The sequence below is a fragment of the Sphaerotilus microaerophilus genome (assembly GCF_023734135.1).
Lineage (GTDB): Bacteria > Pseudomonadota > Gammaproteobacteria > Burkholderiales > Burkholderiaceae_C > Sphaerotilus > Sphaerotilus microaerophilus.
This window is the reverse complement of record NZ_AP025730.1, coordinates 2,248,507-2,273,804: the sequence shown is the minus strand read 5'-3', so window position 1 is coordinate 2,273,804 and position 25,298 is coordinate 2,248,507. Positions and strand designations below refer to the sequence as shown.

The 25,298-nt window shown below is 69.6% G+C and carries 23 protein-coding genes; 13 read left to right on the top strand and 10 right to left on the bottom strand.

The annotated features are described in order from the left end of the window. Positions 1-7: 7 nt before the first annotated feature. The 3 genes from NGK70_RS09915 to NGK70_RS09905 all read right to left on the bottom strand — a co-directional run bounded on the left by NGK70_RS09915 (position 8) and on the right by NGK70_RS09905 (position 2,749). Positions 8-973: a PQQ-dependent catabolism-associated beta-propeller protein gene (locus NGK70_RS09915; RefSeq protein ID WP_428985610.1), complete on the bottom strand. Its 966-nt coding sequence runs from the start codon at positions 971-973 to the stop codon at positions 8-10. A gap of 163 nt (positions 974-1,136) precedes the next feature. Further along, positions 1,137-1,871, bottom strand: a complete 735-nt coding sequence (locus NGK70_RS09910; protein ID WP_428985609.1) for an ABC transporter ATP-binding protein — start codon at positions 1,869-1,871, stop codon at positions 1,137-1,139. 23 nt (positions 1,872-1,894) lie between these two features. Then, positions 1,895-2,749 carry an MBL fold metallo-hydrolase gene (locus NGK70_RS09905; protein ID WP_251973074.1) on the bottom strand — a complete coding sequence of 285 codons (855 nt, stop codon included), beginning with the start codon at positions 2,747-2,749 and terminating at the stop codon, positions 1,895-1,897. A gap of 282 nt (positions 2,750-3,031) precedes the next feature. Between NGK70_RS09905 and NGK70_RS09900 the strand changes: the two genes are divergently transcribed. Next, a complete protein-coding gene (locus tag NGK70_RS09900; protein ID WP_251973073.1) occupies positions 3,032-4,099 on the top strand; it encodes an MBL fold metallo-hydrolase in 1,068 nt (355 codons plus the stop codon). 12 nt (positions 4,100-4,111) lie between these two features. Here NGK70_RS09900 and NGK70_RS09895 read toward each other — a convergent pair whose 3' ends face one another. Next, complete coding sequence (locus NGK70_RS09895) at positions 4,112-6,421, bottom strand: sigma-54-dependent Fis family transcriptional regulator (protein ID WP_251973072.1); 2,310 nt, start codon at positions 6,419-6,421, stop codon at positions 4,112-4,114. Between the two features lie 299 nt (positions 6,422-6,720). Here NGK70_RS09895 and pedF point away from each other — a divergent pair, with 299 nt between their 5' ends. From pedF to NGK70_RS09850, 9 genes are all read left to right on the top strand, one after another. Further along, the gene (gene pedF / locus NGK70_RS09890; RefSeq protein ID WP_256490792.1) at positions 6,721-7,194 is read left to right on the top strand and encodes a cytochrome c-550 PedF; all 474 of its coding nucleotides are present in this window, start codon (positions 6,721-6,723) and stop codon (positions 7,192-7,194) included. 124 nt (positions 7,195-7,318) lie between these two features. Next, positions 7,319-8,164, top strand: coding sequence for a substrate-binding periplasmic protein (locus tag NGK70_RS09885; RefSeq protein WP_251973071.1), 846 nt, complete (start codon positions 7,319-7,321; stop codon positions 8,162-8,164). 152 nt (positions 8,165-8,316) lie between these two features. Continuing rightward, a complete protein-coding gene (gene rpsU / locus NGK70_RS09880; protein ID WP_251973070.1) occupies positions 8,317-8,529 on the top strand; it encodes a 30S ribosomal protein S21 in 213 nt (70 codons plus the stop codon). A gap of 170 nt (positions 8,530-8,699) precedes the next feature. Continuing rightward, positions 8,700-9,146, top strand: coding sequence for a GatB/YqeY domain-containing protein (locus tag NGK70_RS09875; RefSeq protein WP_251973069.1), 447 nt, complete (start codon positions 8,700-8,702; stop codon positions 9,144-9,146). Positions 9,147-9,208: 62 nt separating this feature from the next. After that, complete coding sequence (locus NGK70_RS09870; protein ID WP_251973068.1) at positions 9,209-9,559, top strand: protein tyrosine phosphatase family protein; 351 nt, start codon at positions 9,209-9,211, stop codon at positions 9,557-9,559. A gap of 44 nt (positions 9,560-9,603) precedes the next feature. Then, positions 9,604-11,085, top strand: coding sequence for a cache domain-containing protein (locus NGK70_RS09865; RefSeq protein WP_251973067.1), 1,482 nt, complete (start codon positions 9,604-9,606; stop codon positions 11,083-11,085). Between the two features lie 18 nt (positions 11,086-11,103). Further along, the gene (locus NGK70_RS09860) at positions 11,104-11,781 is read left to right on the top strand and encodes a response regulator (protein ID WP_251973066.1); all 678 of its coding nucleotides are present in this window, start codon (positions 11,104-11,106) and stop codon (positions 11,779-11,781) included. 170 nt (positions 11,782-11,951) lie between these two features. Beyond that, positions 11,952-12,545, top strand: coding sequence for a TRAP transporter small permease subunit (locus NGK70_RS09855; RefSeq protein WP_251973065.1), 594 nt, complete (start codon positions 11,952-11,954; stop codon positions 12,543-12,545). After that, entirely contained in the window at positions 12,545-14,275 is a 1,731-nt protein-coding gene (locus tag NGK70_RS09850) for a TRAP transporter large permease (RefSeq protein WP_251973064.1), read from the top strand. Before NGK70_RS09855 ends, NGK70_RS09850 begins: the two co-directional genes overlap by 1 nt. 145 nt (positions 14,276-14,420) lie before the next feature. Here NGK70_RS09850 and NGK70_RS09845 read toward each other — a convergent pair whose 3' ends face one another. The 6 genes from NGK70_RS09845 to NGK70_RS09820 all read right to left on the bottom strand — a co-directional run bounded on the left by NGK70_RS09845 (position 14,421) and on the right by NGK70_RS09820 (position 21,599). Further along, positions 14,421-14,609, bottom strand: coding sequence for a hypothetical protein (locus NGK70_RS09845; protein ID WP_251973063.1), 189 nt, complete (start codon positions 14,607-14,609; stop codon positions 14,421-14,423). Positions 14,610-14,758: 149 nt separating this feature from the next. After that, a complete protein-coding gene (locus NGK70_RS09840) occupies positions 14,759-16,393 on the bottom strand; it encodes an MFS transporter (protein WP_251973062.1) in 1,635 nt (544 codons plus the stop codon). Between the two features lie 176 nt (positions 16,394-16,569). Then, the gene (locus NGK70_RS09835) at positions 16,570-18,084 is read right to left on the bottom strand and encodes a tripartite tricarboxylate transporter permease (protein WP_251973061.1); all 1,515 of its coding nucleotides are present in this window, start codon (positions 18,082-18,084) and stop codon (positions 16,570-16,572) included. A gap of 13 nt (positions 18,085-18,097) precedes the next feature. Next, entirely contained in the window at positions 18,098-18,568 is a 471-nt protein-coding gene (locus NGK70_RS09830) for a tripartite tricarboxylate transporter TctB family protein (RefSeq protein ID WP_251973060.1), read from the bottom strand. 227 nt (positions 18,569-18,795) lie between these two features. After that, positions 18,796-20,640 (bottom strand): GspE/PulE family protein, encoded by a 1,845-nt coding sequence (locus NGK70_RS09825; RefSeq protein WP_251973059.1) that lies wholly within the window; start codon positions 20,638-20,640, stop codon positions 18,796-18,798. Continuing rightward, a complete protein-coding gene (locus NGK70_RS09820) occupies positions 20,637-21,599 on the bottom strand; it encodes a spermine/spermidine synthase domain-containing protein (protein ID WP_251973058.1) in 963 nt (320 codons plus the stop codon). The genes NGK70_RS09825 and NGK70_RS09820 overlap by 4 nt, the downstream gene beginning before the upstream one ends. A gap of 119 nt (positions 21,600-21,718) precedes the next feature. On the opposite strand from NGK70_RS09820, the gene NGK70_RS09815 reads away from it, so the two are divergent. The 3 genes from NGK70_RS09815 (at position 21,719) to NGK70_RS09805 (ending at position 25,190) form a co-directional block, all read left to right on the top strand. Next, on the top strand, positions 21,719-22,003 hold the full coding sequence (locus NGK70_RS09815; RefSeq protein ID WP_251973057.1) for a YlcI/YnfO family protein: 285 nt from the start codon (positions 21,719-21,721) through the stop codon (positions 22,001-22,003). Next, positions 22,000-22,347 carry a type II toxin-antitoxin system RelE/ParE family toxin gene (locus NGK70_RS09810; protein ID WP_251973056.1) on the top strand — a complete coding sequence of 116 codons (348 nt, stop codon included), beginning with the start codon at positions 22,000-22,002 and terminating at the stop codon, positions 22,345-22,347. Before NGK70_RS09815 ends, NGK70_RS09810 begins: the two co-directional genes overlap by 4 nt. A 92-nt stretch (positions 22,348-22,439) precedes the next feature. Beyond that, entirely contained in the window at positions 22,440-25,190 is a 2,751-nt protein-coding gene (locus NGK70_RS09805; RefSeq protein ID WP_251973055.1) for an nSTAND1 domain-containing NTPase, read from the top strand. Positions 25,191-25,298 lie beyond the last annotated feature (108 nt).

The following is a 25,298-nucleotide window of genomic DNA, read 5'->3' as shown; positions in this document are numbered from 1 at the left end:
CCGCGCCTCATTCCGCAATCACCACGCCGTAGGGCACCCGGCCGACCGGCAGGGTCTTGAGCGCCTTGGCGGCGCTCACGTCGATGATGGTCAGGTCGTCCGACAGGCCGTTGACCACGTAGAGCCGGTCCTCGGCCCGGTTGAGCGTCACGCCCCAGGCGCGCTTGCCTGCCAGCACCAGCTTGTCGACCTTGCGCCCAGCCACGTCCACGAAGGCCACGTGGTTGGCCTTGCCCAGGGCCACAAAGGCGCGCTTGCCGTCGGCGGTCATCGTGATGCCCACCGGGGTGATGTCGGCCGCGCGCGCGCCCTTGACCTCGAACTTCACCGTGCCGATCACGCTGTGGTCCTTGGTGGAGAGGATGGTGACGCTGGCCGCCAGCTCGTTGGTCACCCAGAGCTGGCTGCCATCGGGCGTCAGCGCGAAGCGGCGCGGGCGCTTGCCCACCGGCACGTTCTTCACCACCTTGCCGCTGGCCACGTCGATCACGTGCACCAGGCTGGCGACCTCGGAGGTCACGTAGACCGTCTTCCCGTCGGCGCTGACCTTGACCCCCTCGGGCTCCTTGCCGACCTCGATGCCCTTGGTGCGCTTGCCGCTGGCCAGGTCGACGATGCCGAGTTCGCCGTCCTCCTCGTTGCTGACATAGAGAGTCTTGCCGTCCGGGCTGACGTCGAAGGCCTCGGGGTCCTCGCCCAGCGGCACGCGCCGCACCGACTTGCGCGTGGCCAGGTCGATCACGTCGAGCTGGCCGGAGTCGCCGCAGGCGGTCATCAGCTGCTTGCCGTCCGGCGTGATGACCATGTGGCGCGGGCGCTTGCAGGTGGGGATGTGGCCCACGATGGCCAGGGCCTTCAGGTCGATGACGGCCAGCGCGTTGTCCTTCTCGCTGGACACATAGGCCAGCTGGGCCTGCGCCGCAGAGGCCACCAACAGCGTGACGGACAGCGCCAGCAGCGCCCGGGCGGTCATTGCCCGGGCGGCGACCCGCGCGTCGGCACGGCGAGCGTTCGGTTGCATCGTTGGCATCGCTTTGTCTCCTTCATGTGCGTCGAGCCGGCCTTGGCTGCAGGCTGCGCGCCCTAACGTCTTTGTCCGCAAGGGCCCCGCTCGACGGGTACCCATGATGTCTGATTCAGCCCTGGGTTGCCCGGATGAAGGCCTCCTCCAGGTCGCTGCCACCCAGCGCGGCGGTCACGTCGGCCGGTGTGCCATCGGCCAGCAGCTTGCCGCGGTGCAGCACCACGACGCGGTCGGCGGCCTCTGCCTCCTCGACCAGGTGGGTGGCCCAGAGCACGGTGCTGCCACGCGCTGCCACATCCGCCCGGATGGCGCCCAGCAGGTCGCGGCGCGACTTCGGGTCCAGCCCGACGGTGGGCTCGTCCATCAGCAGCACGCTCGGGTGGTGCAGCAGGGCACGCACCAGCTCGACCTTGCGGCGGTTGCCGCCCGAGAGCTCGCGCACCGGGCGCGCCAGGTCCTTCTCGATGCCCAGGGCCTGGCAGCCGGCGTGCAGGCGCTCGGTGGCCAGCGAGCGCGGCAGGCCATGCAGGTCGGCGTGGAAGCGCAGGTTGCGCTCCACGCTCAGGTCCAGGTCCAGCGACATCTGCTGGAACACCACGCCGATGTGGCGCAGCGCGGCCACCGCCCGGCGGCGCAGGTCCTCACCGGCCACCACGACGTCACCCTCATCGGCCACGAACAGGCCGGTGAGCACCTGGAACAGGGTCGACTTGCCGGCGCCGTTGGGACCCAGCAGCGCGACGAAGCAGCCACGCGGCAGCGTGAGGCTCAGCCCGGCCAGCGCGGCGCGCTCACCGTAGCGCTTGACCAGGTGGTCGAGCCGCAGCGCCACATCGGCAGCGGCCACAACGGGTTCGGTCAGGACGGCATTCACAGCTCGATCTCCATGCGGTCGGCCGCAAACTCGATGCCCAGGCGCTCCCAGGCAGCGCTGTCGGGGCCGGGGTCGTCCGACCAGGCCTGCCGGCACATCAGCAGCTTGCGCCGGGCGCGGATGCCGTCCAGCAGGGCCAACACGTCCACATCGGCCGGACCGGGCAGCGGATCGTCGCTGGGCACGGCCTCACGTCCCTCGCCGGGATCGGCGCCCACCAGCACGCAGTCGGCCTCGCGCATCCACTCCATCGCCGCCGCCCCGGCACAGCCCAGGTGGCTGGCGCAGAACAGCCGCTGGCCGGTCACGGTGTCACGCACCGCCAGCGCGATGGTTTCGCCGATGCTCGGGCTGTCCGGGCGCACCGCGTGGGGGGGCAGCGGCCCATCGGTGGCGATAGCGGTGAACTCCAGCGTCGGCTGGCCCTCGATGCGGAACACCGCCGTGCGGCACTCGCCCGCCACCGGGATGACGTGCCAGTGCACGCCGCAGTAGTGCTCCAGCAGGGGCAGCACCGGCAGCGTGTGGGTGAGCTCCTCGAACACCGCCGGCGTGGCGTACAGGTGGATGGGGGCGCCGTCGCGCAGGCTGAGCAGGCCGGTGACGTGGTCCACCTGCGCATCGGTGAGCACCACTGCGCGCACCGCGGCATTGGGCAGGCCGGGATGGCGCAGCAGGCGCGCATCGGTGGCGAGTTGGTCGGCCACCAGCGGCGAGACGTTCACCAGCACCCAGCGCTGCCCGTCGCCCGACAGCGCCACCGCCCCAGGCGCGCGGCTGGGCGCAGCGCCACGCTGCGCCTGCGGCAGCGGCACGCTCTCGTCACCGCCCTTGAGCACGACGAGCTTCACCTGGGCACCTCGAACGAACGCAGGTGATGCAGGCCAACGCGGTGGCTTCGATCCAAGTCCTTGACTCCACACGCCCCAATGGGGACGTTGCAGGCCTGGATCGTGCAAGAGCCATGCCGCCCGCCCACGGGGCCAGGCGATGGGCCGGCAGGGGCGGAAAATCAGGGTTAGGTCGGGGACCCGGCCGACCACACCGCGCCGCCCGGCCTCCTCCCGGCGCCAACCAGTGCGTGACAGCCCTCCGACATGTTCCATGCTGTGACAACGTGTGACACCCCCCTGATGAGGGTCAACCCGACCCGGCTGCGGCACACCGCCCTGTGGCAGTCGCTCGCCCGGACGCTGGGGGTCGTCGTCGCTGTCAGCCTGTCCTGGCCTGCTGAGGCACTGCCCTGCCCCGGCCCGGCGCTGCGCATCGAGGCGGTGGCGCCCGGTGTCTGGTGGATTCCCGGCGCGGCGGGTGAGGCCAATGCGGCCAACCGGGGCGCCATCTCCAACGCCCTGGCGGTGCGTGACGGCCCCCGGCTGTGGCTGCTGGGCAGCGGCCCCACTGCCGCACACGGACGCGCGCTGGGTTGCCGGCTGCGGCGGCTCACCGGACGGCCGGTCAGCGACGTGATCGCGCCCTGGGCGCGGCCGGAGCTGGTGCTGGGCCAGGCGGGGCTGCGCGCACCCCGCCACTGGGCGCATGCCGACGTGGCGAGCGCGATGCGCGAACGCTGCACACGCTGCATCGAGCGCCTGCGACGGCGCCTGGGCGAGGCGGCCAGCGACCTGGAGACGGCAAAGGCCCCCATCCCGCAGCGCCTGCTGCAGGGCGCCGCGGGCCGACTCGGCCCCTGGCGCTGGTGGCGGCTCGACCGCGGCGCCGACACCGCCGTGACGGTGTGGTGGCTGCCCCGCGCCGGCCTGGCCAGCGCGCACGGCCTGCTCTGGGCCGACGGCGCGCCCGACCTGCGTGACAGCGTGGTGAGCCGCTTCGCCCATAGCCTGCGCGCCCTGGGCGACCTGGAGCGCGACACCCTGCTCGCCAGCCACCGCACGGGCCGCATGGGCAGCGCGGGCCGTGCCGCGGACACGCCCACCGTGACACTGCGTTGGCTGCCCGAGCAGGGCGGCTGGCTGACCGCTGGCGCGCCGGGGCGAGAACTCGCCCACGTGCAGGCGCTGCAGCAGGCCGTGCAGGCAGCGATCGCCCGCGGCGCGGTGGAGACCGACCCGCCACCGCCACTGGCGGCCGTCTGGCCGGATGCGCCGCCTCCCGATGGGAGTGACCTGCGCCAGGGCCTCAACTGGCAACGCGCCTGGCGCGAGGCGGAGCAGGACAGCTTCGCCCCGGCGGCCCGCTGACATCACCGGTGATCAGCGGCTGCCGTTCCAGCGCAGCTTGCGGCAGATGGTGTTGCGGCTGATGCCCAGCCGCTTGGCCGCCACGGAAATGTTGCCGCCGGCCGCATCAAGCACCTGGCGGATGGTCTGGATCTCAACGTCTTCCAGCGACTGCGGCAGGGCCTCCGCCGCTGCCGCGGTGACGGGAGGGACCCCGGCCCCCACCGGCTGGCCGGGCAGCGATGACAGCGGGCCGAACGCCCCGCCCATCGCCCCTGGCAGGGCCGCCGGCATCGGGCCAGCAGCCGGCCAGCCCGGCACGGCCATGCCCGACCCTCCCGACATGCCCGCGGGGAGTGGCGGCTCGGCCGCTGGCAGCCCGGCCTGCGGCGCCGCGCCCCAGGCCACCGCAGCGCCGGGCCAGGCCGGCGGCTCGGCCACCGCGGCAGCCGGCACGCGGGCCTGCGCCGCATGGCGGGCATCCTCCAGGAAGTCGTCGGAGAGGTGATCGCGGGTGATCACCGCCTCGCCTGCCGCCATCACGGTGGCGGTGCGCAGCACATTGAACAGCTGGCGCACGTTGCCCGGCCACTGGTAGGCCTGGAACAGCCGCACCACCTCGGGGTCCAGCCGCAGCCGGCGCCCCGGGCACTCCCGGTCCAGGATGCGCTCCACCAGCGCCATCAGGTCGCTGCGCTCGCGCAGCGGCGGCAGTCGCACCGCCAAGCCGTTGAGGCGGTAGTAGAGATCCTCGCGGAAGGTCTTCTGCTCGATCATCTCGCGCAGGTTGCGGTGGGTGGCGCAGACCAGCGTCACGTCCACCGCCACCGGCTTGCCGCTGCCCAGCGGGGTGACCTGACGCTCCTGCAGCACCCGCAACAGGTGGGCCTGCAGGCCGATGGGCATGTCGCCGATCTCGTCCAGGAAGAGTGTGCCGCCATTGGCCTGCACGATGCGCCCCGTGGCTCCCTTGCGGCGCGCGCCGGTGAAGGCGCCCTCTTCGTAGCCGAACAGCTCGGCCTCGATCAGCGTGTCGGGGATCGAGGCGCAGTTCACCGCGACGAAGGGCTGCTTCGCGCGGTCGGAATCCTGGTGGATGGCGCGCGCGAGCAGCTCCTTGCCGGTGCCGGTTTCGCCCAGCACCAGGATCGGGATGTCGCGGTTGAGCACGCGGCGGATCTTGTCGGCCACCGCGCCAACCTGCGCATCGCCGGTGGTCAAGCTGGCCAGCCCGCCACGATCGGCGCCCGCGGCCGGCTGGGGCCGCACGGCCGGCTCGCGCGCCATGGCGGCCGGTGCCGACGCCACGGGCAAGGCGGCACCCCGCTCGGGCCCCGCGGCACCGTCCGCCACGGGCGCCTCGGCACCGGCCGGGGCATCCCCCAGCGAGTGCCACGCCGGCCAGTTGAAGCGGGCGTAGACGTGGAACTGCCGCCCGTTGGGCATCACCACCTGCACCGGCGTGGCCAGCGGCGAGCGGAAGCGGTCGACCAACGCCGCCACCGTGGTGCCCAGCAGCGACGCCAGCGTGTGCATGCGCAGCGCCGCGCCGGACAGGCCCAGCTGCTCCAGCGCGCCGCGGTTGGCGCCGACGAACTTGCCATCCTGGCTGACCGCCAGGATGCCCTCCATCAGCGTGCCGATGAACTCCACCCGGCTGTGGAAGTGCAGCCGCATCACGTTGCGGTAGTCGTCCGTCAGCCAGTGGTTCTCGATCATCCGGGCGGACATCTTCACCAGCCCCATGGTGTGCTGGTGGTAGCCGTGGTGGTCGCCACTCACGTCGAGCACGCCGAGGATGTTGCCGCGCGGGTCGAGGATGGGCGCGGCCGAGCAGGTCAGGAAGTGGTTGGCATGCAGGAAGTGCTCGTCCGCATGCACGAGGGTGGGGGTCTCCTCGATCAGCGCCGTGCCCACGGCGTTGGTGCCCTTGGACTGCTCGGACCAGTTCACCCCCGGCGACAGGGCCACCTTGGTGGCACGGGCCAGGAAGTCGTCATCGCCGATGGAATGCAGGATGGTGCCCGTGGCATCGGTCAGCACCACCATGCTCTGCGTGTTGACGATCTGCTCGTAGAGCATCTCCATCACCGGCGCCGCATGGTTGTAAAGGCGCTGGTTGCGCTCGCGCACGACACCGAGGTCGGAGCGGCCGATGGGCGCGAAGTCCGGACGCTCGATCCGGGACAACCCGAGCGCCTGGCAACGTTCGTGCGAGTCCTCGATCTTCGCCAGGTGCTGGCCACCCAACGGCAGTGTCGAGGCGATGGGCCGTCGCGGTTCATCAACGCCGCCCTGTCGCTGGCGCACACCGGCGCTCACCGGCGAAAAACGTCCGGACATCGTCTCGTCTCCTTCACGACCACCGCAGCGGCCCTACTGTGTGGGCGGCCACACAACAAGCAGAAAAGCCGTTGTGCAAACCGCCGATTGTGTCCCGAATGAACAGTCCCAGGGACGGTACATGTCCCAATGCGCCCAGCAGACGCACGACCGACGCGCCACGCTGCAGCACTGTCCCCGGACTGACCCGCAAGCCGGGGCCTTCACAGCGGCCGGATCTCGCGGTGGCATGGTCATTGCAGTTTCGATGCCAGCCCTCCCCCACAACCCAGCCAACTACCCATCCCCGGAGCATTGAAATGATCAAAGGAGACTTCTGGCGCGCCCTCGTGCTCGTTGCTGCCTGTGCCACGATCGGCACCATGGCCAGCGCCCACGGCGACGTGACGCCGCAGGCGGTCGACACCCACGAGCTGCCCCAGCTCGGCGCCGACTGGCGCGCCGAGAACCCGTTCCGCCAGAATGCCATCGCCATCCGCATCGGCACCTCGGCCTACAACCAGAACTGCGCCCGCTGCCACGGCCTCGAAGCCATCTCCGGCGGCATCGCGCCCGACCTGCGCAAGCTCGATGGCGACTGCGCCAGCTTGAAGGACGAGAAGAAAAAGGCGGCCTGCGTGAAGGAGATCGACGACTACTTCCTCACGAGCGTGCGCCGTGGCAAGGTGCGCAACGGCGCGGTCTACATGCCGCCGTTCGAGGGCACGCTCAACCAGGAAGCAATCTGGTCGATCAAGGCCTACCTGGAAACCCGCCGCGAGAAGCCGCTCTGAACCGAACGGGCCTGACCCGGGCTGCAGACAGGGCCGCGCCGCCAAGGCACCAGGGAAACACCTGGCCCGGCCATCGCCGATGGATCGACCAGAATCATCGGAACGCTACAGATTGGAACATCGCGTGACAGTCACCACCCGCCGCCGCCTGCTCACCCAACTGGGCGGCTTGACCACCCTCGCCGCCGCCCCGTCCCTGGCCCGCGCCGACGAGACCGCCCTCGAACGGGTGCGCCGACTGGGGCGGCTGACCGTGGGTGTCTACCACGACCTGCCGCCCTTCCACGTGCAGGGCGTGGGCATCGAGGTGCAGCTCGCCTCGGCACTGGCCAGGCAACTGGGCGTGCAGTCCTCGCTGCTGCCCTTCCTGGCCGGCGAGAACATGGACGACGACCTGCGCAACATGGTCTGGCGTGGCCATTACCTGGGCTGGGGCCCGGCGGACGTGCTGCTGCACGTGCCGGTGGACCGCCCGCTGATGATCTCCAATCCGAAGGTCCAGATCTTTGGCCCCTACTGGCGCGAGCGCGTCGTGATCGCGCGCGACTTGGCCAAGCTGCCGACGTTGGACAGCCTGGACCCCCTCGTCGGGCAGCCGGTGGCGGTGCCCGGGCTGTCACTGGCGGGCTGGCTGATGATCGGCGCCGAAGGCGGGCGGCTGAGCAACCACCTGGTCACCAAGCTGGACAATGGCGTGACGGCGGCCAGGATGCTGCAAGAAGGCAAGGTGGTGGCCGCCGCCGGCCTGCGCTCCGAGCTGGAGTCGGCACTGCGCGGCGATGCGCGCTTCGAGATCGGGCCGCTGCCGATCCCCCGTGCGCCGCGCGACGGCTGGGCCGTGGGCATGGCCGTGCGCAAGGAGGCCACCGACCTGGCCCAGGCCCTGCAGGGCGCGGTCGAGCAGCTGTCGGGCAGCGGCGAGATGGAGCGGCTCTTTGCCGCGGGCGGCCTGCGCTGGCAGCGCGTTTGACCCTGGCCGTCAGACGGTAGGCGCAGGCCTGCCGAAAATGACTATAATCCTTGGCTTTGCTGGCAAGAAATGCCCGTTCGAGTTGGCGCACTTGCGGATATCCGGAATCCCGCGCCGGCCATCGAGGGCTCAACAGAAGGATCCTTCCATTCATGACGACCATCCGTGTCAAGGAAAACGAACCGTTTGACGTGGCCATGCGCCGCTTCAAGCGCACCATCGAAAAGCTCGGCCTGCTGACCGATCTGCGTGCGCGTGAGTTCTACGAAAAGCCGACGGCCGAGCGCAAGCGCAAGAAGGCCGCCGCCGTGAAGCGCCACTACAAGCGCGTGCGCTCGATGCAGCTGCCCAAGAAGCTGTACTGAGTTGTACTGAATCCGCACCGGCGCCGCGCCGGGACCGCCGCAGAGGCGGTTCACTGCGCGATGCTGCCTGACCCTCGGGTCGGCCGGAAACAGACCAAGCCCGCGCGGGACGCCGCTGCGGGCTTTGTCGTTTTTGGGCCCCCTCATCCTGTTTTCTGCCGGAGCACCCCATGAGTCTGAAGGACCGCATCACCGACGACATGAAAGCTGCCATGCGCGCCAAGGAGGCCGAGCGGCTGGGCACCATCCGCCTGCTGCTGGCGGCGATGAAGCAACGGGAGGTGGACGAGCGCATCACGCTCGACGATGCCGCCGTTGTCGCCATCGTCGACAAGCTGATCAAGCAGCGCAAGGACTCGATCACCCAGTTCGCCCAGGCCGGCCGCGACGACCTCGTCGCCAAGGAAAGTGCCGAACTCACCGTGCTGGAAACCTACCTGCCGGCGCGCCTGAGCGCCGGGGAAATCGATGCCGCCGTCGCCCAATTGGTGGCCGAACTCGGCGCCAAAGGCCCGGCCGACATGGGCAAGGTGATGGGCGCGGCCAAGCAGCGCTTCGCCGGCCAGGCCGACATGGGCCTGGTCTCGGCGGCCGTCAAGCGTGCCTTGCAAGGCTGATACGCGCTTGCCAGTCGAAGACCTTCCCTGTTCAAGATCCATCCTCCAACGCCGCAACCACCATGCACTCCCTGCTGCACACCCATCACCTCAGCAATGACCTGAGCGTCGCCCCCCAGCTCGTGCCCGCCGCCATGGCGGCTGCGGCCCAGGCTGGCTTTCGCAGTGTGATCAACAACCGGCCGGACTACGAGGAGGGCCCTGAGCAGCCCACCTCCGCGTCGATCGAGGCGGCAGCCAGAGCGGCCGGGCTGGAATACGTGCACCTGCCGGTGTCAGGCGGCTACCAGAGCCCGCAGGAGATCACTGCCTTCGGCCAGCTGCTGCAGACCCTGCCCAAGCCCATCCTGGCGTTCTGCCGCAGCGGCGCACGCTCGACCAAGCTGTACCACGCCTCGCGCGCGCAGGGCTGAGCGCCTGGGCGCACCCGCAGGCCGGCCGCTGTTCGCCAGGCGCCATGGAAAGCCCACTGCCCGACGCGCCGCCCGACGGCGGACCTGCCCGGACGGGCCCGGAGCCGCCCGGCCCGCGGCGGCTGCGGCGACGCATCCTGCTGCTGGCGCTGGTGCCCCTGCTGGCGGCGATGCTGCTGATCGCCCTGGCCGTGCGCCAGCAGACGGCGGATCTGTCCCGGCGCGAACACGCGCTGGTGGAGTCCGCGTACATCGCGGCCAAAGAAGTCGAGCTGCGCAACCACGTCGACATCGCGATGAGTGCGCTGCAGCCGCTGTACGACACGGGCCGCGACGACGCTGAGATCAAGGCCGAGGCGATCCGGCTGCTCAATTCCTTCCGCTACGGCAGCAGCGCCGGAGACGGCTACTTCTTCGCCTATGAGTTCGACGGCCGCTGCCTGGTGCTGCCCCACCAGCCGGAACTGGTGGGCACCAACCTCTGGGACATCCGCGACCGCGATGGCCGCTATGTCGTGCGAACGCTGATCGCCCGCGCCCGCGAGGGGCAGGGCTTCTTCCGCTACGTCTGGAACAAGCCGTCGCTGCGCCAGGTGGCGCCCAAGCTGGGCTACGTCGTCGGACTGCCGCGCTGGCAGTGGATGGTCGGCACAGGCCTGTACCTGGACGACATCCAGGCCACGCTGGACGAGCTGGATCGCCAGGGCCGCGTGCACATCTGGACCACCCTGCTGTGGATTGGCGGCATCTCGCTGCTGGCCCTCTCGCTGGTGGCCGGCAGCGCGCTGGCGCTCAACCTCAGCGAATACCGCGCCGCCGATGCGCAGCTGCAGTCGATGGCGCGGCAGGTCGTGCAATCACAGGAATACGAGCGGGCCCACCTCTCCCGCGAGCTGCACGACAGCACGGGGCAGACGCTGGTGTCGATCAAGCTGCTGCTCGACAGCGCGCTGGCCGAGCTCGCCCGCCAGGGGCGCGGTGCAGTGCCCACTGCGCTGAGCAAGGCGCGCACGCGACTGGATGACGCCCTGAGCGAGGTGCGCCACCTGTCGCACCGACTGCGCCCGGCCCTGCTCGACACGCTCGGCCTGCCCAGCGCGCTGCGCCAGATCGGCGAGGAGTTTGCCGAGCACGCCGACCTGGCCTTCTTCATGCGCCTGCGCGGCACGCAGACCGAGCTGCCCGATGCGGTCAAGACGGTGCTGTTTCGCATCACACAGGAAGCCCTGACCAACATCGACAAGCATGCCCACGCGTCGCGGGTAGACCTGCGGCTGCTCTTCCACCGCCGTGGCGTGCGCCTGACGGTGCAGGACGACGGCCTGGGCTTCAATGTGGCCGCCGTGCAGGACGACCCGCAGCGCGGCATCGGCCTGCGCAACATGCGCGAGCGCCTGGCCGCCGTGGGCGCGTCGCTGCGCGTGCAGTCCCGCCCGGGCGCCACCCGCCTGGTGGCCGACGTGCCGCGCGCCACCGTCACCCGGCTGGCCCGGCTGGAGCGCGCGGCGCGTTCGCACCCCTTCTGACCCTTGCCGGACCCCATCATGCGCATCCTCCTCGTCGATGACCACGCCCTGGTGCGCGATGGCATGCGTTCGCTGCTCGCCAGCCACCCGCGCGCCGAAGTGGTGGGCGAAGCGGCCGACGCTGCCCAGGCCCGCAGCGAGGTGGCCCGCCTTCAGCCGGACCTGGTGCTGATGGACATCGGCCTGCGCCAGGGCAATGGCATCGAACTCACGGCCGAACTCACGCGCGCCCATCCCGGGCTGGCGGTGCTGATGCTCAGCATGTATGACAACCCGGAATACCTGCACCGGGCCCTGCAGGCCGGTGCGCGTGGCTATGTGCTCAAGGACGGCCCGTCCAGCGAGATCCTGGCCGCGATCGACGCGGTGGGCAGCGGCGACAGCTACATCGCCACGCGGCTGGCTCACCCCACGCCGCGCGGCGACGAGTCGAGGCCGCTGCTGTCCGAGCGCGAGAGCGAGATCCTCGCCGCCCTGGCGCGCGGCCTGTCGAGCAAGCAGATCGCCGCCGAGTACGACCTGAGCGTACGCACGGTGGAGACGCACCGCCAGAACATCCGCCGCAAGCTCAAGATCGCTGGCCAGGCCGAGCTGATCCGCTATGCGGTCGAGCATTGCGGTGCGAACGCCCTGTCTGCCCCGGCCGGCACGGCGGCGCGGATGCCAGCCGCGACACCGCCCGACGGGCCTGCGTAGTGCTGCGTAGTCGTAACACCCGATGGGCGCGGCAGGCCTTTTCCAGTGTCATCGGGGGTGTAGAAGTCACACTACCGCGCCCCTGCGCCACGACCTGCCGGTGTGACCTTTTCCTGCGCTGAATCCTTCCGTTTCCTTCCGTTCCTTCCTGCCTTACCGGAGAACTTCCCTTGACTGCCCTGCTGCAACTATCGCGGCGGATCGACGCGCTCACCGAGCTCGTCGGCCGCTGGACATCCTGGCTGGTCCTGGCCGCCGTGCTGATCTCGGCCGGCAACGCCATCGTCCGCAAAGCCTTCAACAACAGCTCGAACGCCTACCTCGAAATCCAGTGGTACCTGTTTGCCGGCATCTTCCTGCTCGGCGCGGGCTACACCCTGCTGCGCCAGGAGCACGTCAAGATCGACGTGATCCTGGGCCGTTTCTCCCGGCGCACCCAGATCAAGGTCGAGATTTTCGGCATCCTGGCCTTCCTGTTGCCCCTGGTGGCCGTGGTGATCAACCTGTCGATGCCGGTGGTGCTGCGCGCCTACACCAGCGGTGAGATGTCCTCCAATGCCGGCGGCCTCATCCGCTGGCCCGTGTACGCGCTGCTGCCCCTGGGCTTCACGCTGCTGGGCATCCAGGGTCTGTCCGAATTGATCAAGCGCGTCGGTTTCCTTCAGGGCCGTGCCGACGATCCCGCCAAGAAGCTGTCTGCCAAGTCCGCTGAAGAAGAACTGGCCGAGGCGATCCGCGCCCAGGCCGAAGGAGCCGCCAAGTGATGGAGTTCTTCTCGGCCAACATGGCCCCCATCATGTTCGCGGGGCTGATCGTCTTCCTGCTGATGGGCTACTCGGTGGCCTTCTCACTGGGCGCCTGCGGCCTGTTCTTCGGCTTCATCGGCATCGAGATGGGGCTGCTGCCCACCTCGCTGATGCAGGCCCTGCCGCTGCGCATGATGGGGATCATGCAGAACGACACCCTGCTGGCAATCCCCTTCTTCACCTTCATGGGCCTGATCCTGGAGCGTTCCGGGATGGCGGAGGACCTGCTCGACACGATCGGCCAGCTCTTCGGCCCGATCCGCGGCGGCCTGGCCTATGCGGTGATCTTCGTGGGCGCCATGCTCGCGGCCACCACGGGCGTGGTGGCGGCATCGGTGATCTCGATGGGCCTGATCTCGCTGCCGATCATGCTGCGATACGGCTATGACCGGCGCGTGGCATCGGGCGTGATCGCGGCTTCGGGCACGCTGGCGCAGATCATCCCGCCGTCGCTGGTGCTGATCATCATGGCCGACCAGCTCGGCAAGAGCGTGGGCGACCTCTACAAGGGCGCCTTCATCCCCGGCTTCGTACTCACCGGCCTGTACGTCGCTTACGTCCTGCTCGTCAGCCTGTGGAAACCGAGCTGGGTGCCAGCCCTGCCCAAGGAAGCGCGCACCATCCGCGAGGACAACGGCGACTCCGGCCTGCCCTCGCTGGGCCTGCTGACCATCGCCTCGGTGGCCTGCGCGGTGCTCTTCGCCAAGACCCGCCCGGCCAGCACGCCGACCGATGAGCTGATCGTGGTGTCGATGTGCGTGGGTGTGGGCGTTGCCTTCCTGCTCGCAGTGATCAACAAGGTCAGCGGCCTGAAGCTGTTGTCGAAGATGGCCGAGCGCGTCACCTTCGTGCTGATCCCGCCGCTGGGCCTGATCTTCCTGGTGCTGGGCACGATCTTCCTGGGCATCGCGACGCCGACCGAAGGCGGTGCAATGGGGGCCGTCGGTGCGCTGGCGATGGCCATCAGCCGCCGCCGCCTGAGCATGAGCCTGATGCGCCAGGCCATGGACTCGACGATGAAGCTGTCCTGCTTTGTCGTGTTCATCCTGATCGGCTCGACCGTGTTCAGCCTGAGCTTCCAGGGCGTGGACGGGCCCAAGTGGGTGGAGCACCTGCTCACGAGCCTGCCGGGCGGCCAGGTCGGCTTCCTGATCGTGGTGAACATCCTGATCTTCGTGCTGGCGTTCTTCCTGGACTTCTTCGAACTGAGCTTCATCGTCGTGCCGCTGCTCGGCCCGGTGGCGGAGAAGCTGGGCATCGATCTGGTCTGGTTCGGCGTGCTGCTGGCGGTGAACATGCAGACCTCGTTCATGCACCCGCCGTTCGGCTTCGCGCTGTTCTACCTGCGCAGCGTCGCTCCGACCGAGGACTACAAGGACCGCCTGACCCAGAAGCTGATCCCCAAGGTCACCACCGGCCAGATCTACTGGGGTGCGATGCCCTTCGTGGTGATCCAGATCATCATGGTCGCGCTGATCATCACCTTCCCGAGCCTGGTCTCGACCGGTGCAGCCCAGGCGGGCGCCGAAAACACCGACAACGTACAAATCATGATGCCCTCGGAAGCGCCAAAGGCTGCAGACGATGCCAGCAAGATGTACGGTGAGGCGGCACCTGCTGCTGCCGAGCCGGCCAGCGCCGGGGCGTCCGCTCCGGCCAAGGACGACCCGGCCGCGATGTTCAAGTAGGTCCGCACCGGGGGGGGTGCGTCGCTGCCAGCGGCGCCCCCCCCCCCGGGCACACCGGATCGGACCCACCAATGAGAAAGGGCTCCTTGCGGAGCCCTTTCTGCTTGGCGGATGTCAGACCGGCCTGATCAGGCCGGCCGTGTCATCACTTCGAGGCGGCCTTGGCGGCGGCAGCGGAAGCAGCCTTTTCAGCCTTCGGGGCAGCCTTTTCAGCCTTCTTCTCGGCCTTGGCTTCGACCTTCTTCTCGGCCTTGGCGGGAGCGGAAGCGGCGTCAGCGGCGAAAGCGCCAGCAGCGAACAGGGAAGCGATCAGGGCGGCCAGGATCTTGGACATGTAGTAACTCCGTCTATCGATTGAGGATGAGTGCAATCCACTCGTCAACCTCAACGAGGGCCGTTGACGCTCGGTTGACAGCCCGGGCAAAAAATCTTTCCGCACTGCAGCAACGGCCACCAGCCACCCGTGCGGGCGGGACGGGAGGGTCAGCGCCCGTCCAGCGGCTCGGCGACGTAGCGCTGCACGGTCGGAAACTCGCTGCCCCGGTGGAAGGCGGCGCGGCGGGCGCGCAGATCCGCATCCGCAGCGGTGAAGCGCTCCAGGCGCCTCTGGTGCTCGACCCAGGACTCGTCGAGGAAGTACTCGATGTAGCGCCCGGGCACCGCCGTGTCACGGAACAGGCCCCAGGACAGCGCGCCCTGGCGCAGCCGGGCGCGGCGGGTTTCCTGCATGACCTCGTGGAAGGCGTCGGCCTGTGTCGGCTCGATCAGGTATTCGATCGTCACCATCACCGGCCCCTCGTGGGGATCGAGCGCAATCGCCGGTTCCGGATTCGGCACCGCCGGCACCGGGCGCACGTCCTCGTCCTGGTGGGCATCCAGGCGCAGACGGCGGGTGAGCAGCGCCAGGAGCGGGCCGGCCAGTGCGGCGGCGAGCAGCGCAGTGGGCACGTCCGTCCAGCTCGCCACCTGCCCCCACAGCGCCGAGCCGGCGGCCGCACCGCCCATCAGCGCCATCTGGTAGATCGACATGCCACGCGCGCGCACCCAGTTGGGCAGGGTCAACTGGGCGGACACCGTCAGCGTGTTGGCGGTGCTGATCCAGGCAATGCCGGCCACCACCACCGCAGCGGCGGCCAGCCAGATCGACGGGGCCCAGGCCACCACCGCAGCCATCGCCGAGATCACGACGGTGCCGACCGCCACGATGCGGTCGCGCGAGACGCGGTCACGCAGGCTGGGCACCGTGAGCGCCGCGATGATCGCGCCCACGCCCATCGACGACACCAGCAGCGTGAACGAGCCCGCCCCACCCCCGAGCCGGCGCGCCACCAGCGGCATCAGCGCCGTGATGGCCGAGCTCTGCAGGAAGAACAGGAAGACGCGCAGCAGCACGATCTTCATGCGCGGGCTCTGCCGCACGTGCTGCAGGCCCACGCGCATCGCGCCGACGAAGCGTTCGCCCGGCAGCGCCGAGGTCCGCGGCTGACTCTTCCAGCGCAGGATTTGCGCGAAGGCCACCAGCGACAGCAGTGCGTTGACCACGAACACCGCCGCGCTGCCCGCCGCCGCCAGCAAGGCGCCGGCCACCACGGGGCCGAACACGCGCGAGAGGTTCATCGCCAGCGCCTGCAGCGCCAGCGCGCCGGACAGCCGCTCGCGCGAGACGATGTCGGGCACGATGGCGGCAAACACCGGCCAGCGCATCGCCAGCCCGATGCCGTTGACGAAGGTCAGCGCCAGCAGCAGCGGCGCGCTCAGCCCGCCGCCGAGCGACAGCAATGCCAGCAGCACCGCCACGCTGGCCACCCAGAGCTGGGTGCTGGCGAACCAGCGCCGCCGGTCGACGATGTCCGCCAGCGCCCCGCTGGGCAGGCCGAGCAGGAACACCGGCAGCGTGGACGCGGCCGACACCAGCGCCACCATCACCACGCTGTCGGTGAGCTGCGTCATCAGCCAGGCGGCCGCGACGTCGTTCATCCACATCGTCATGTTGGCCGCCAGCCAGGCCAGCCAGAGCATGCGGAACACCGGCTCGACCAGTGGCTTGAGCGTGGGCGGCAGGCGGTCGACCAGCTCGCGCGGGCGCGGCGGATCGTAGGGCGAGGGATCGGAGTTCATCGGATTCCTGAGGGGCGGTCGGCGATCATGCCCGTCGGCAGTAGGCCCTGCCTAGAACGAAAAACCCCACCGCGAGGGGTGGGGTTGGCGTCTCAGGGCGATCCACGGCGCGGCTGGCAGGCCGCGCCGCTTCAGCCGGCACGCAAGAGTCCGCAGGGACTCTTGCTGGTCCGACTTCAGCCTTCGTCCTGGAAGGCTTCTTCGCGCTTGTTGCGGATCGCCGGCAGCATCACCACCACGATCATCAGCAGGGCAGCAATCAGCAGTCCAGCCGACAGCGGGCGGGTCATGAAGGTGGTCCAGTCACCTCGCGACAGCAGCAGCGCGCGGCGCAGGTTCTCCTCCATCATCGGCCCCAGGATGAAGCCCAGCAGCAGTGGCGCCGGCTCGCAACCCAGCTTGAAGAAGGCGTAGCCAACCACCGAGAACAGCGCACCTGCGTACAAATCGAAAGTGTTGTTGTTCAGCGTGTACAGGCCGATGGCGCAGAACACCACGATGGACGGAAAGAGGAAGCGGTAGGGCACCGTCAGCAGCTTGATCCAGATGCCGATCAGCGGCAGGTTCAGGATCACCAGCATCGCGTTGCCGACCCACATCGAGGCGATCAGGCCCCAGAACAGCTCGGGGTTGCTGGTCATCACCTGCGGACCGGGCTGGATGCCCTTGATGGTCATCGCACCCACCATCAGCGCCATCACCGCGTTGGGCGGGATGCCCAGCGTCAGCATCGGGATGAAGCTGGTCTGCGCACCGGCGTTGTTGGCCGCCTCGGGACCGGCCACGCCGCGGATGTTGCCCTGGCCGAAGGGCACCTGGCCGGGACGGCCACGGGTCTTCTTCTCCAGCGTGTAGGCCGCGAACGAAGCCAGCAGCGCACCACCACCCGGCAGCACGCCCAGGATCGAACCGAGCGCCGTGCCGCGCAGCACCGCCGGAGCAGCGTCCTTGGCGTCCTGCAGCGTTGGCCACAGGCCCTTGACGTCCTTGGTGAAGACCTCGCGGTGCTCGGCTGGGCGGCTCAGATTGGCGATGATCTCGCCGAAGCCGAACACGCCCATCGCGATGGTCACGAAGCCGATGCCGTCGGTCAGCTCGGGGATGTCGAAGCTGTAGCGCGGCACGCCGGAGATCACGTCGGTGTTGATCTGGCCGAGCAGCAGGCCCAGCAGGATCATCGAGATCGCCTTGACCAGCGAGCCAGAGGCCAGCACCACCGCGCCGATCAGGCCCAGCACCATCAGGCTGAAGTACTCGGCCGGGCCGAACTTGAAGGCCAGCTCGGTCAGCGGCGGCGCGAAGGCGGCGATGATGATCGTGCCCACGCAGCCGGCGAAGAACGAGCCCAGACCCGCCGCCGCCAGCGCGGCACCGGCGCGGCCCTTGCGGGCCATCTGGTAGCCGTCCAGCGCGGTCACCACCGAGGAGGCCTCGCCCGGCACGTTGATCAGGATCGCGGTGGTCGAGCCGCCGTACTGCGCGCCGTAGTAGATGCCGGCCAGCATGATCAGCGCGGGCGTGGCGTCCAGCGCGTAGATCGACGGCAGCAGCATAGCGATGGTCGCGACCGGGCCGAGGCCCGGCAGCACGCCGATCAGGGTACCCAGCACCGCGCCACCGAAGGCGTACAGCAGGTTGGTGAGGGTGAACGCGACGCCGAAGCCCAGCGCCAGGTTATTGAGCAGTTCCATCTGGGTGGTCCCCTCAGCTCGCAGCGGTCATGAAGGTGGGCCACACCGGCAACGTCAGGCTCAGGCCCTTGACGAACACGACGTAGGACAGGGCGGTGAGGATGGCGGCATTGAGCAGCGCATCCTTCCAGTGGAACTCGTCACCGGCGGTGGACACCACGAACACCAGCAGCGGCAGGCTGACCACCAAGCCCAGCTTGGGCAGGGCCAGGCCAAAGCCGATCAGGGACAGCACGATGATGAACAGCGGCTTCCAGGCCCACTTGCCGATCGGCTCACCGTCCTCGGTCTCCACGGTGAGCGCACCGAACAACACCACCGCGCCCAGGATGGCCAGCAGGATGCCCAGTCCGAACGGGAAGTAGCCCGGCCCGGGCCGCGCGGAATTGCCGAAGCTGTAGCTCAGCGCCCCCCAGGCGAACGCGACGCCCGTGACGATGAACATCAGCCCCGACCAGAAATCTTTCTGGCTCTTGATCTTCACTGGTTCTCCTCGTGTTTCCATCCGTGCCGTCCCGCGTGGCGTGCCGTGGCGCGCTTGTAAGCTGCGGGTAGGGTCGCGGCGATTCTAGGCAGCGCCCCCTCGGCGCCGACTGTGGATTCCACTTAGGAGGACCGCATGCGCACGATCGCTGCGGGGGGCGGGGCGGCCTGGGCAGGCGCTTGCGGATGCTTCAGAAGCTGAACGATCCGATCGAGGTCCGGCCGGCGTCAAACCGAGAAGTCCGGCGTGGCCCGCAGCACCTCGTCGAGCGTCGTCAGCCCCTGCGCCACCTTGTGCAGGCCGGCCAGGCGCAGCGGTGTGAGCCCCTGGCGCAGCGATTCGCGCCGCAGCCGGGCCAGGTCCGGGCGCTCGCTGATCGCGTGGCGCACGCCTTCATCGAAGGTCAGCAGCTCGAACAGGCCGCTGCGTCCCCGGTAGCCGGTCATGCGGCAGGCCTGGCAGCCCACCGCACGCGTCGGGCGGAAGTGGCGCTCGCCATCGCGCTCCCCCTCCCGCTCCCCCTCCCGCTGCGCCCCCTGCACCAGCCGCGCCGCGGGCAGCCCGGGCATCGCCGCAGCCAGCGCCTCGGGCGACAACGCCTCGTCGGGCTGGCGGCAGGCGGGGCAGAGCGTGCGCACCAGCCGCTGCGCCAGCACGCCGATCAGCGTGGCGCTGATCAGGTAAGCCGGCACGCCCAGATCCAGCAGGCGGGTCACCGCGCTGGCCGAGTCGTTGGTGTGCAGCGTGGAGAACACCAGGTGGCCGGTCAGCGCCGCCTGCACCGCCATCTCGGCGGTCTCCAGGTCGCGGATCTCGCCGACCATGATGATGTCCGGGTCCTGGCGCATCAGCGCGCGCACGCTGGCGGCAAAGTCCAGGTCCAGCGCGGGCTGCACCTGGGTCTGGTTGAAGGCCGGCTCGATCATCTCGATCGGGTCCTCCACCGTGCAGACGTTCACCTCGTCGGTCGCCAGGCGCTTGAGCGTGGCGTACAGCGTGGTCGTCTTGCCGCTGCCCGTGGGCCCGGTGACCAGCACGATGCCGTGTGGCGCGCCCATCAGCGTGCGCCAGCGCGCCACGTCGGCCGCATCGAAGCCGAGTTCCGTGACCGGCTTGACGGCGGTCTCCGGGTCGAAGATGCGCATCACCAGCTTCTCGCCAAAGGCGGTGGGCAGCGTGGACAGCCGCATCTCGATCTCGTCGCCGCGCGGGCTGCGCGTCTTGATGCGCCCGTCCTGCGCGCGGCGGCGCTCCACCACGTCCATGCGGCCCAGCAGCTTGATGCGCGCCGTCACCGCCGCCATCACCGTGGTGGGCAGCTGGTAGACGGTGTGCAGCACCCCGTCGATGCGGAAGCGGATCACGCACTGGTCCCGCCGCGGCTCCAGGTGGATGTCGCTGGCGCGCTGCTCGAAGGCGTAGGTCCACAGCCAGTCCACCAGCTGCACCACGCCCTGGTCGTTGGCGTCGAGCTGCTTGTGCTTGCCCATCTCGACCAGCTGCTCGAAGTTCACCGTCGTGCTGGTCTCGCCGCTCTTCTGCGCCGCCCGCACCGAGCGCGCCACCGAATAGAACTCGGTGGTGAACCGGGCGATGTCCAGCGGGTTCGCCAGCACCAGCCGCACCGTCTTGCGCGTGTGCGCGGCGATCTCGCTCACCCAGTCGAGCACATAGGGCTCGGCGGTGGCGATGGTGATCTCCGCCGGCCCCACCTGCACCGGCAGCACGCGGCGCTTCTCGGCATAGGCGGCCGACATCACCTCGGTGACGCGCGACACGTCCACCTTCAGCGGGTCGATGCGCAGGTACGGCAGGCTGACACGCTGCGCCAGCCAGCGCGTCAGCGCCTCCACATCCAGCAGCTCGCCACTGCGGGTGTGGCGCAACTCCGCCCCGCCCAGGCGCACCAGCGGGTGCTGGCTGGAGCTGCCCGCCGCCAGCCGCTGCGTCAGCTGCGCCGCCTCGCCGGCATGGATGCAGCCATCCTCCACCAGCCAGCCCACCAGCACGCGCCAGTTCAGCGCTCCGTTCTGGTGGTGCAGCGAGGGGGCCGGCCGATGGGGCTGCATCATGGCCGCGCCCCCTCGTCGGTCTTGGCCTGCGCCGCCCGGCGGGCCGGCGTGGCGCGAACCGGCACCGGCTCCGCGCGCAGCGGCACCGGCTTGAACAGATGCAGCCAGCGCTGCGCACGCAGCCCCGTGCGCGCATGCACCTGCTCGGCCCGGCGCGCCAGCGTGTCCGCATCCGGCAGGCGGCCGCCCTTGATCGCCAGCACGATCGTGTTGCCCTCGTCGGTGGGGTCAAGCATCCAGACCTCGCCACACGGCGCAGCGTCCGCCTCCCCGGCGTCGCCGACAAAGGCCTGCGCGATGCGCCGCGCACTGCGCGCAAAGCTGGCGTTGCGCCCGAACAGGTTCACGCTCAGCACCCCGCCCTCGTCCAGCGCCTCGAAGCAGTGGCGGTAGAAGTCCGCATCGTCCAGCACCGGCGCCGCCGCCTCGTGGTCGTAGAGGTCCACGCAGAGCACATCCACGCTGGCCCGCTGGGCCGGCTCGGCCACCCAGGCACCCGCGTCGGCTGCCAGCACCTGCAGCCGCTCGTCATCGGCCGGCAGGCGGAACCACTGCCGGCAGGCCGCGATCACCTGCGGATTCAGCTCCACCACCGTGGTCGGCACGCGCAGCTCCCCGTGGCAAAAACGCGCCAGCGCCGCCGCCCCCAGCCCCAGCTGCGCCACACGCAGCCCGCTCCAGTCGGTGGGCGCCGCGGCCGGCTCCACCAGCAGCAGCCAGGCCATCATGCGCTGGATGTACTCCAGCTCCAGCTTGCGCGGCCGGTGGATGCGCATGGCGCCCTGCACCCAGGGCGTATGGCCCAGGTGCAGGCAGCGCACCCCATCGAATTCAGAGATCGACGCCTCCGGCAGCTCGCCACCCGCCTGGGCGCGGCGCCTGCTGCCGCCTGAGCGCTTCCCCCGCGCCGGTGCCCCACCCGGCAGGTTGTTCAGAACGTTGTCGTTGTGCGAAGTCATGCGAGATGGTAGAGCAGGCGGGGGTGGGGCCTGGCGGGCGCACCGCCGAATGTCCCGGCTCACCCCATGCCGCACACGGTGCCGCGCCCATTGCAGTGCATTTGCACTACATTCCCGACATGAAAACCGCTGCCATCCCGTCCATCCGCGTCGAGCCCGCCCTGCGTGAGCAACTGGAGCAGGTGCTGGCCGAGGGCGAATCCCTCAGCGCCTTTGTCGAGGCGTCCGTGCGTGCGCAGGTGCAGCGCCGCCAGCAGCAGGCCGAGTTCGTGGCGCGGGGCATGGCCTCGCTGGATGCCGTCCGTCAGGGAGCGCCGACGCTGACCCTGGATGAATCCATGCAGGCCCTGAAGCGGCGGATTGCGGCGGCCCGGGTGCGCGCTGCGGGACAAGCGCCGGCATGAACTGGACGGTGCGTCTCAGCCAGGAGGCGCAGGAAGACCTGGAACGCCTGATCGACTTCATCTTGGAGCGCGAACTGGCCCGCGAGGGCGGTGGGGATCCGGCCCTGGCCGAGCGGGCGCAGGCGGCCATCGAAGACGGCCTGCGGCTGCTGGAACGCTTCCCCCTCACCTGCCGCAAGGCCGACGACCCGCGGCGGCGCATTCCGGTCGAACGCCAGCCCTTCGTGCGCGAGCTGGTCATCCCCTTCGGTGCGACCGGCTACGTGGCGCTGTTCGAAATCGTCGATACCAGGACGATCGTCATCGCGGCGCTGCGGCACCAGCGGGAGGATGACTTTCATTGATCGAGCCCACCGGATGATCCAACGCAGGCTCACCCGATCTGACGAAACTCCGCCGATCCGCGAAAATCCCCTGCACACAAAGAGGTGACGGGATGGCAACGATGCATGCGGAGGAGTCCGGTGAAGCGCGCAGCGCGCGGGTGTTCATCAGCTACGCCCAGGAGTCGGAGGATCACAGCGCCTGGGTGCTTGCACTGGCGGATCGACTCCGCGCCCACGGCATCGACGCCTGGATCGACCAGTTTGAACAGGGCTTTGTCAGCGCCGGCTGGCGCACCTGGATGACCGAGCAGATCCGGCAGGCGCATCACGTCCTGGTGGTCTGCACGGAGGAATACGAAAAGCGCTTCGAGGGCAACGCTCCGGCCTACGTTGGTCGAGGGGTGCGCTGGGAATCGCAGCACATCACCCAGGCGCTGTACGACGCCAAGTTCGTCAACGACCGGCGGTTCATTCCCGTGCTACGCCTTGGAGCGGACGCGCCGTTCGTGCCGTTCCCGTTGAAGGACTACACCTCCTATCGCCTTGACGACGACTCGGGGTACGACGCGCTCTACCGCCTGCTCACCGACCAGCCGGCGACGCCTGCGAGGCCATTGGGGGTGCAACGCAAGTTGCCGCCCCTGCCGCGGCCTGGGTCGGCACAGCCCGCACCCAAACCGGCTGACATTCGCAACCCCTACCCCGGCCTGGCCGCCTTCCGCCCGGAAGACAGCGAGTTCTTCTTCGGCAGGGAAGACGACACCGCCCGGGTGGTCGAGAAGCTGCGCGCCGAGCGCTTTGTGAGCCTGTGTGGCGGCTCGGGCACCGGCAAGTCGTCACTGGCGGCAGCGGGGGTGGACCCGGCACTGCGCACCAGCAACCCGGGGCTGACCTACCTGCGCTTCAAGCCGCAGGGGCAGCCGCTGCGGCAACTGGCTGAGGCGCTGGACCGGGCTTTGCCGGAAGAGCGCGGCAGCCTGTTCGGGCCTCGCGTCTCCCGCCTGGAGCAATGGCTGCTGACCGACCCGGCCAAGGCGCTGGAAGGTTTGGGCAAACCGGTGCTGTTGCTGGCCGACCAGTTCGAGGAGCTGTTCACCCAGACCGATACCGCGCAGGCCGATGCCTTCCGGCCTGTCTTCGAGGCCCTGGGGCAAGTGCCCGATGTCTTGCGGCTGCTGACGCTGCGCAGCGAATTCATGGGCCGGTTGGCCGATTGGCTGCCTGAGGGTGATTTCGCTCGCTCCCTGGTCCACCTGCAGCCCATCACCCAGCCCGAGCGCCTGCGCCGGCTGATCCGAGATCCGGCCGAGCGTTGCGGAGTGGCGGTGGAGCGCGACGTCGAGGAATCGCTGGTCACCGCCGCGAGTACGGCCCGGGGTGCGCTGCCACTGGTCGCGCTGACGCTGCACCGCCTGTTCGATCAGCGTGACCCAGGGCTGGGCCTGACGCTGAAGGCCTATCGCAGCTTCGGTGAACTGGCCGGTGTCGTGCAATCGGCCGCGGCCCGGATCGACGAAGCTCTGAACGCCGACCCCGCGCTGGCCGCCGCCTGCGACCGCCTGTTCGGCGCGCTGGCCACGGTGATCGACGAGGTGCCGGCCCGCCGCACGGCGCCGGTGGCCCCTTTGCGCGCCGACCCGGCCATCGGCCCGCTGGTGGAAGCACTGCGCGCCCAGGGCTTTCTGGCCGACCCCGACGACGCCCATGTGGAACTGGCGCACGAGTCGCTGCTGTGGCACTGGCCGCGTCTGGCCGACTGGTGTCGGCGCTACGGCGACCAGCTCGCGCTGCGCCGCCAGGCCGAGCAGGCTGCCCGTGACTGGGAGCGCAGCGGTCGGTTGCCTGCACTGCGCTGGACCTGGGAACGCGAGAAGCCGGCCGTCGAGGCTCTGCTCGCGCTGGCGCACCGCTCGCCACAAACCGACCCGGCTTTCACCGACCCCGGCATCCACGCCTGGCGGGCGTTGGAAGCTGACCTGCCCGAGCCGCTGCGCAGCTTCCTGGCCCCCGAACCCCTGCGATTGCTGGAGGAGTTGAAGACCGACGCCTGCCCACACCAACGCCGCGAAGAGATCGGCCTGCGCCTGAATCAGATGGGCGACCCGCGGCGGGGCGTCGGCCTGACCTCCAAGGGTCTGCCGGACATCGAGTGGATCGACGTGCCTGCCGGGAGGGTGACGCTGAATACCCGGCCGCCGATGGCCTTCGATGTGGAACCGTTCCGAATGGCGCGCTACCCGGTGACCTGGGCACAGTACGACGCCTTTCTGAAGGCAGAGGATGGGTTCTGCAACCCGGCGTGGTGGAGTGACCTAGCTCTCCCTGAAGACCTTGAAGACGCCCAACAGGCGGGCGAACGGCGGTGGGGCTTTGACAGCCACCCAGCCATCAACGTGAGTTGGTTCGATGCCATGGCATATGGGCGCTGGCTCGGCTCAAGGCTGGGCTTGCCGGTTCGTCTGCCCACGGAATGGGAGTGGCAGTGGGCGGCATCAAGCCCGGAGGGCTGGACCTATCCCTGGGGTAACGACTGGCAGGAGTTACGTGCCAACATCAATAAGTCCGGCATCGGCCGCACGACGGCGGTCGGCATGTATCCCTTGGGGCGCGCGGGGCTCGATGGTCGCGGAGGAGACGATCTCAGTGGCAACGTCTGGGAGTGGTGTCTGAACGAATACGATGAGCCTCAGAACACCGGCCCGGCGGGCGAAGCTCGCCGGGTGTTGCGCGGCGGCTCGTGGAACGACCCCACCGAGTACTGCCGTGCGTCCTTCCGCCACTGGGACACCCCGGACGGCCGCTTCAACGACTTCGGCTTCCGGTTGGTGGTGAGTTGCCCCATTCCGGGCGCGGAACCCTGAACCCGGCGCGACAGCGCCGGGCAAGGCGCTACAGGCCCCTGTCGACAGAGCGCATTCGGTTGATCCAGCCCTGCGCGCTGTCGATCGACGCCTCCTGCAGCGCCTTGC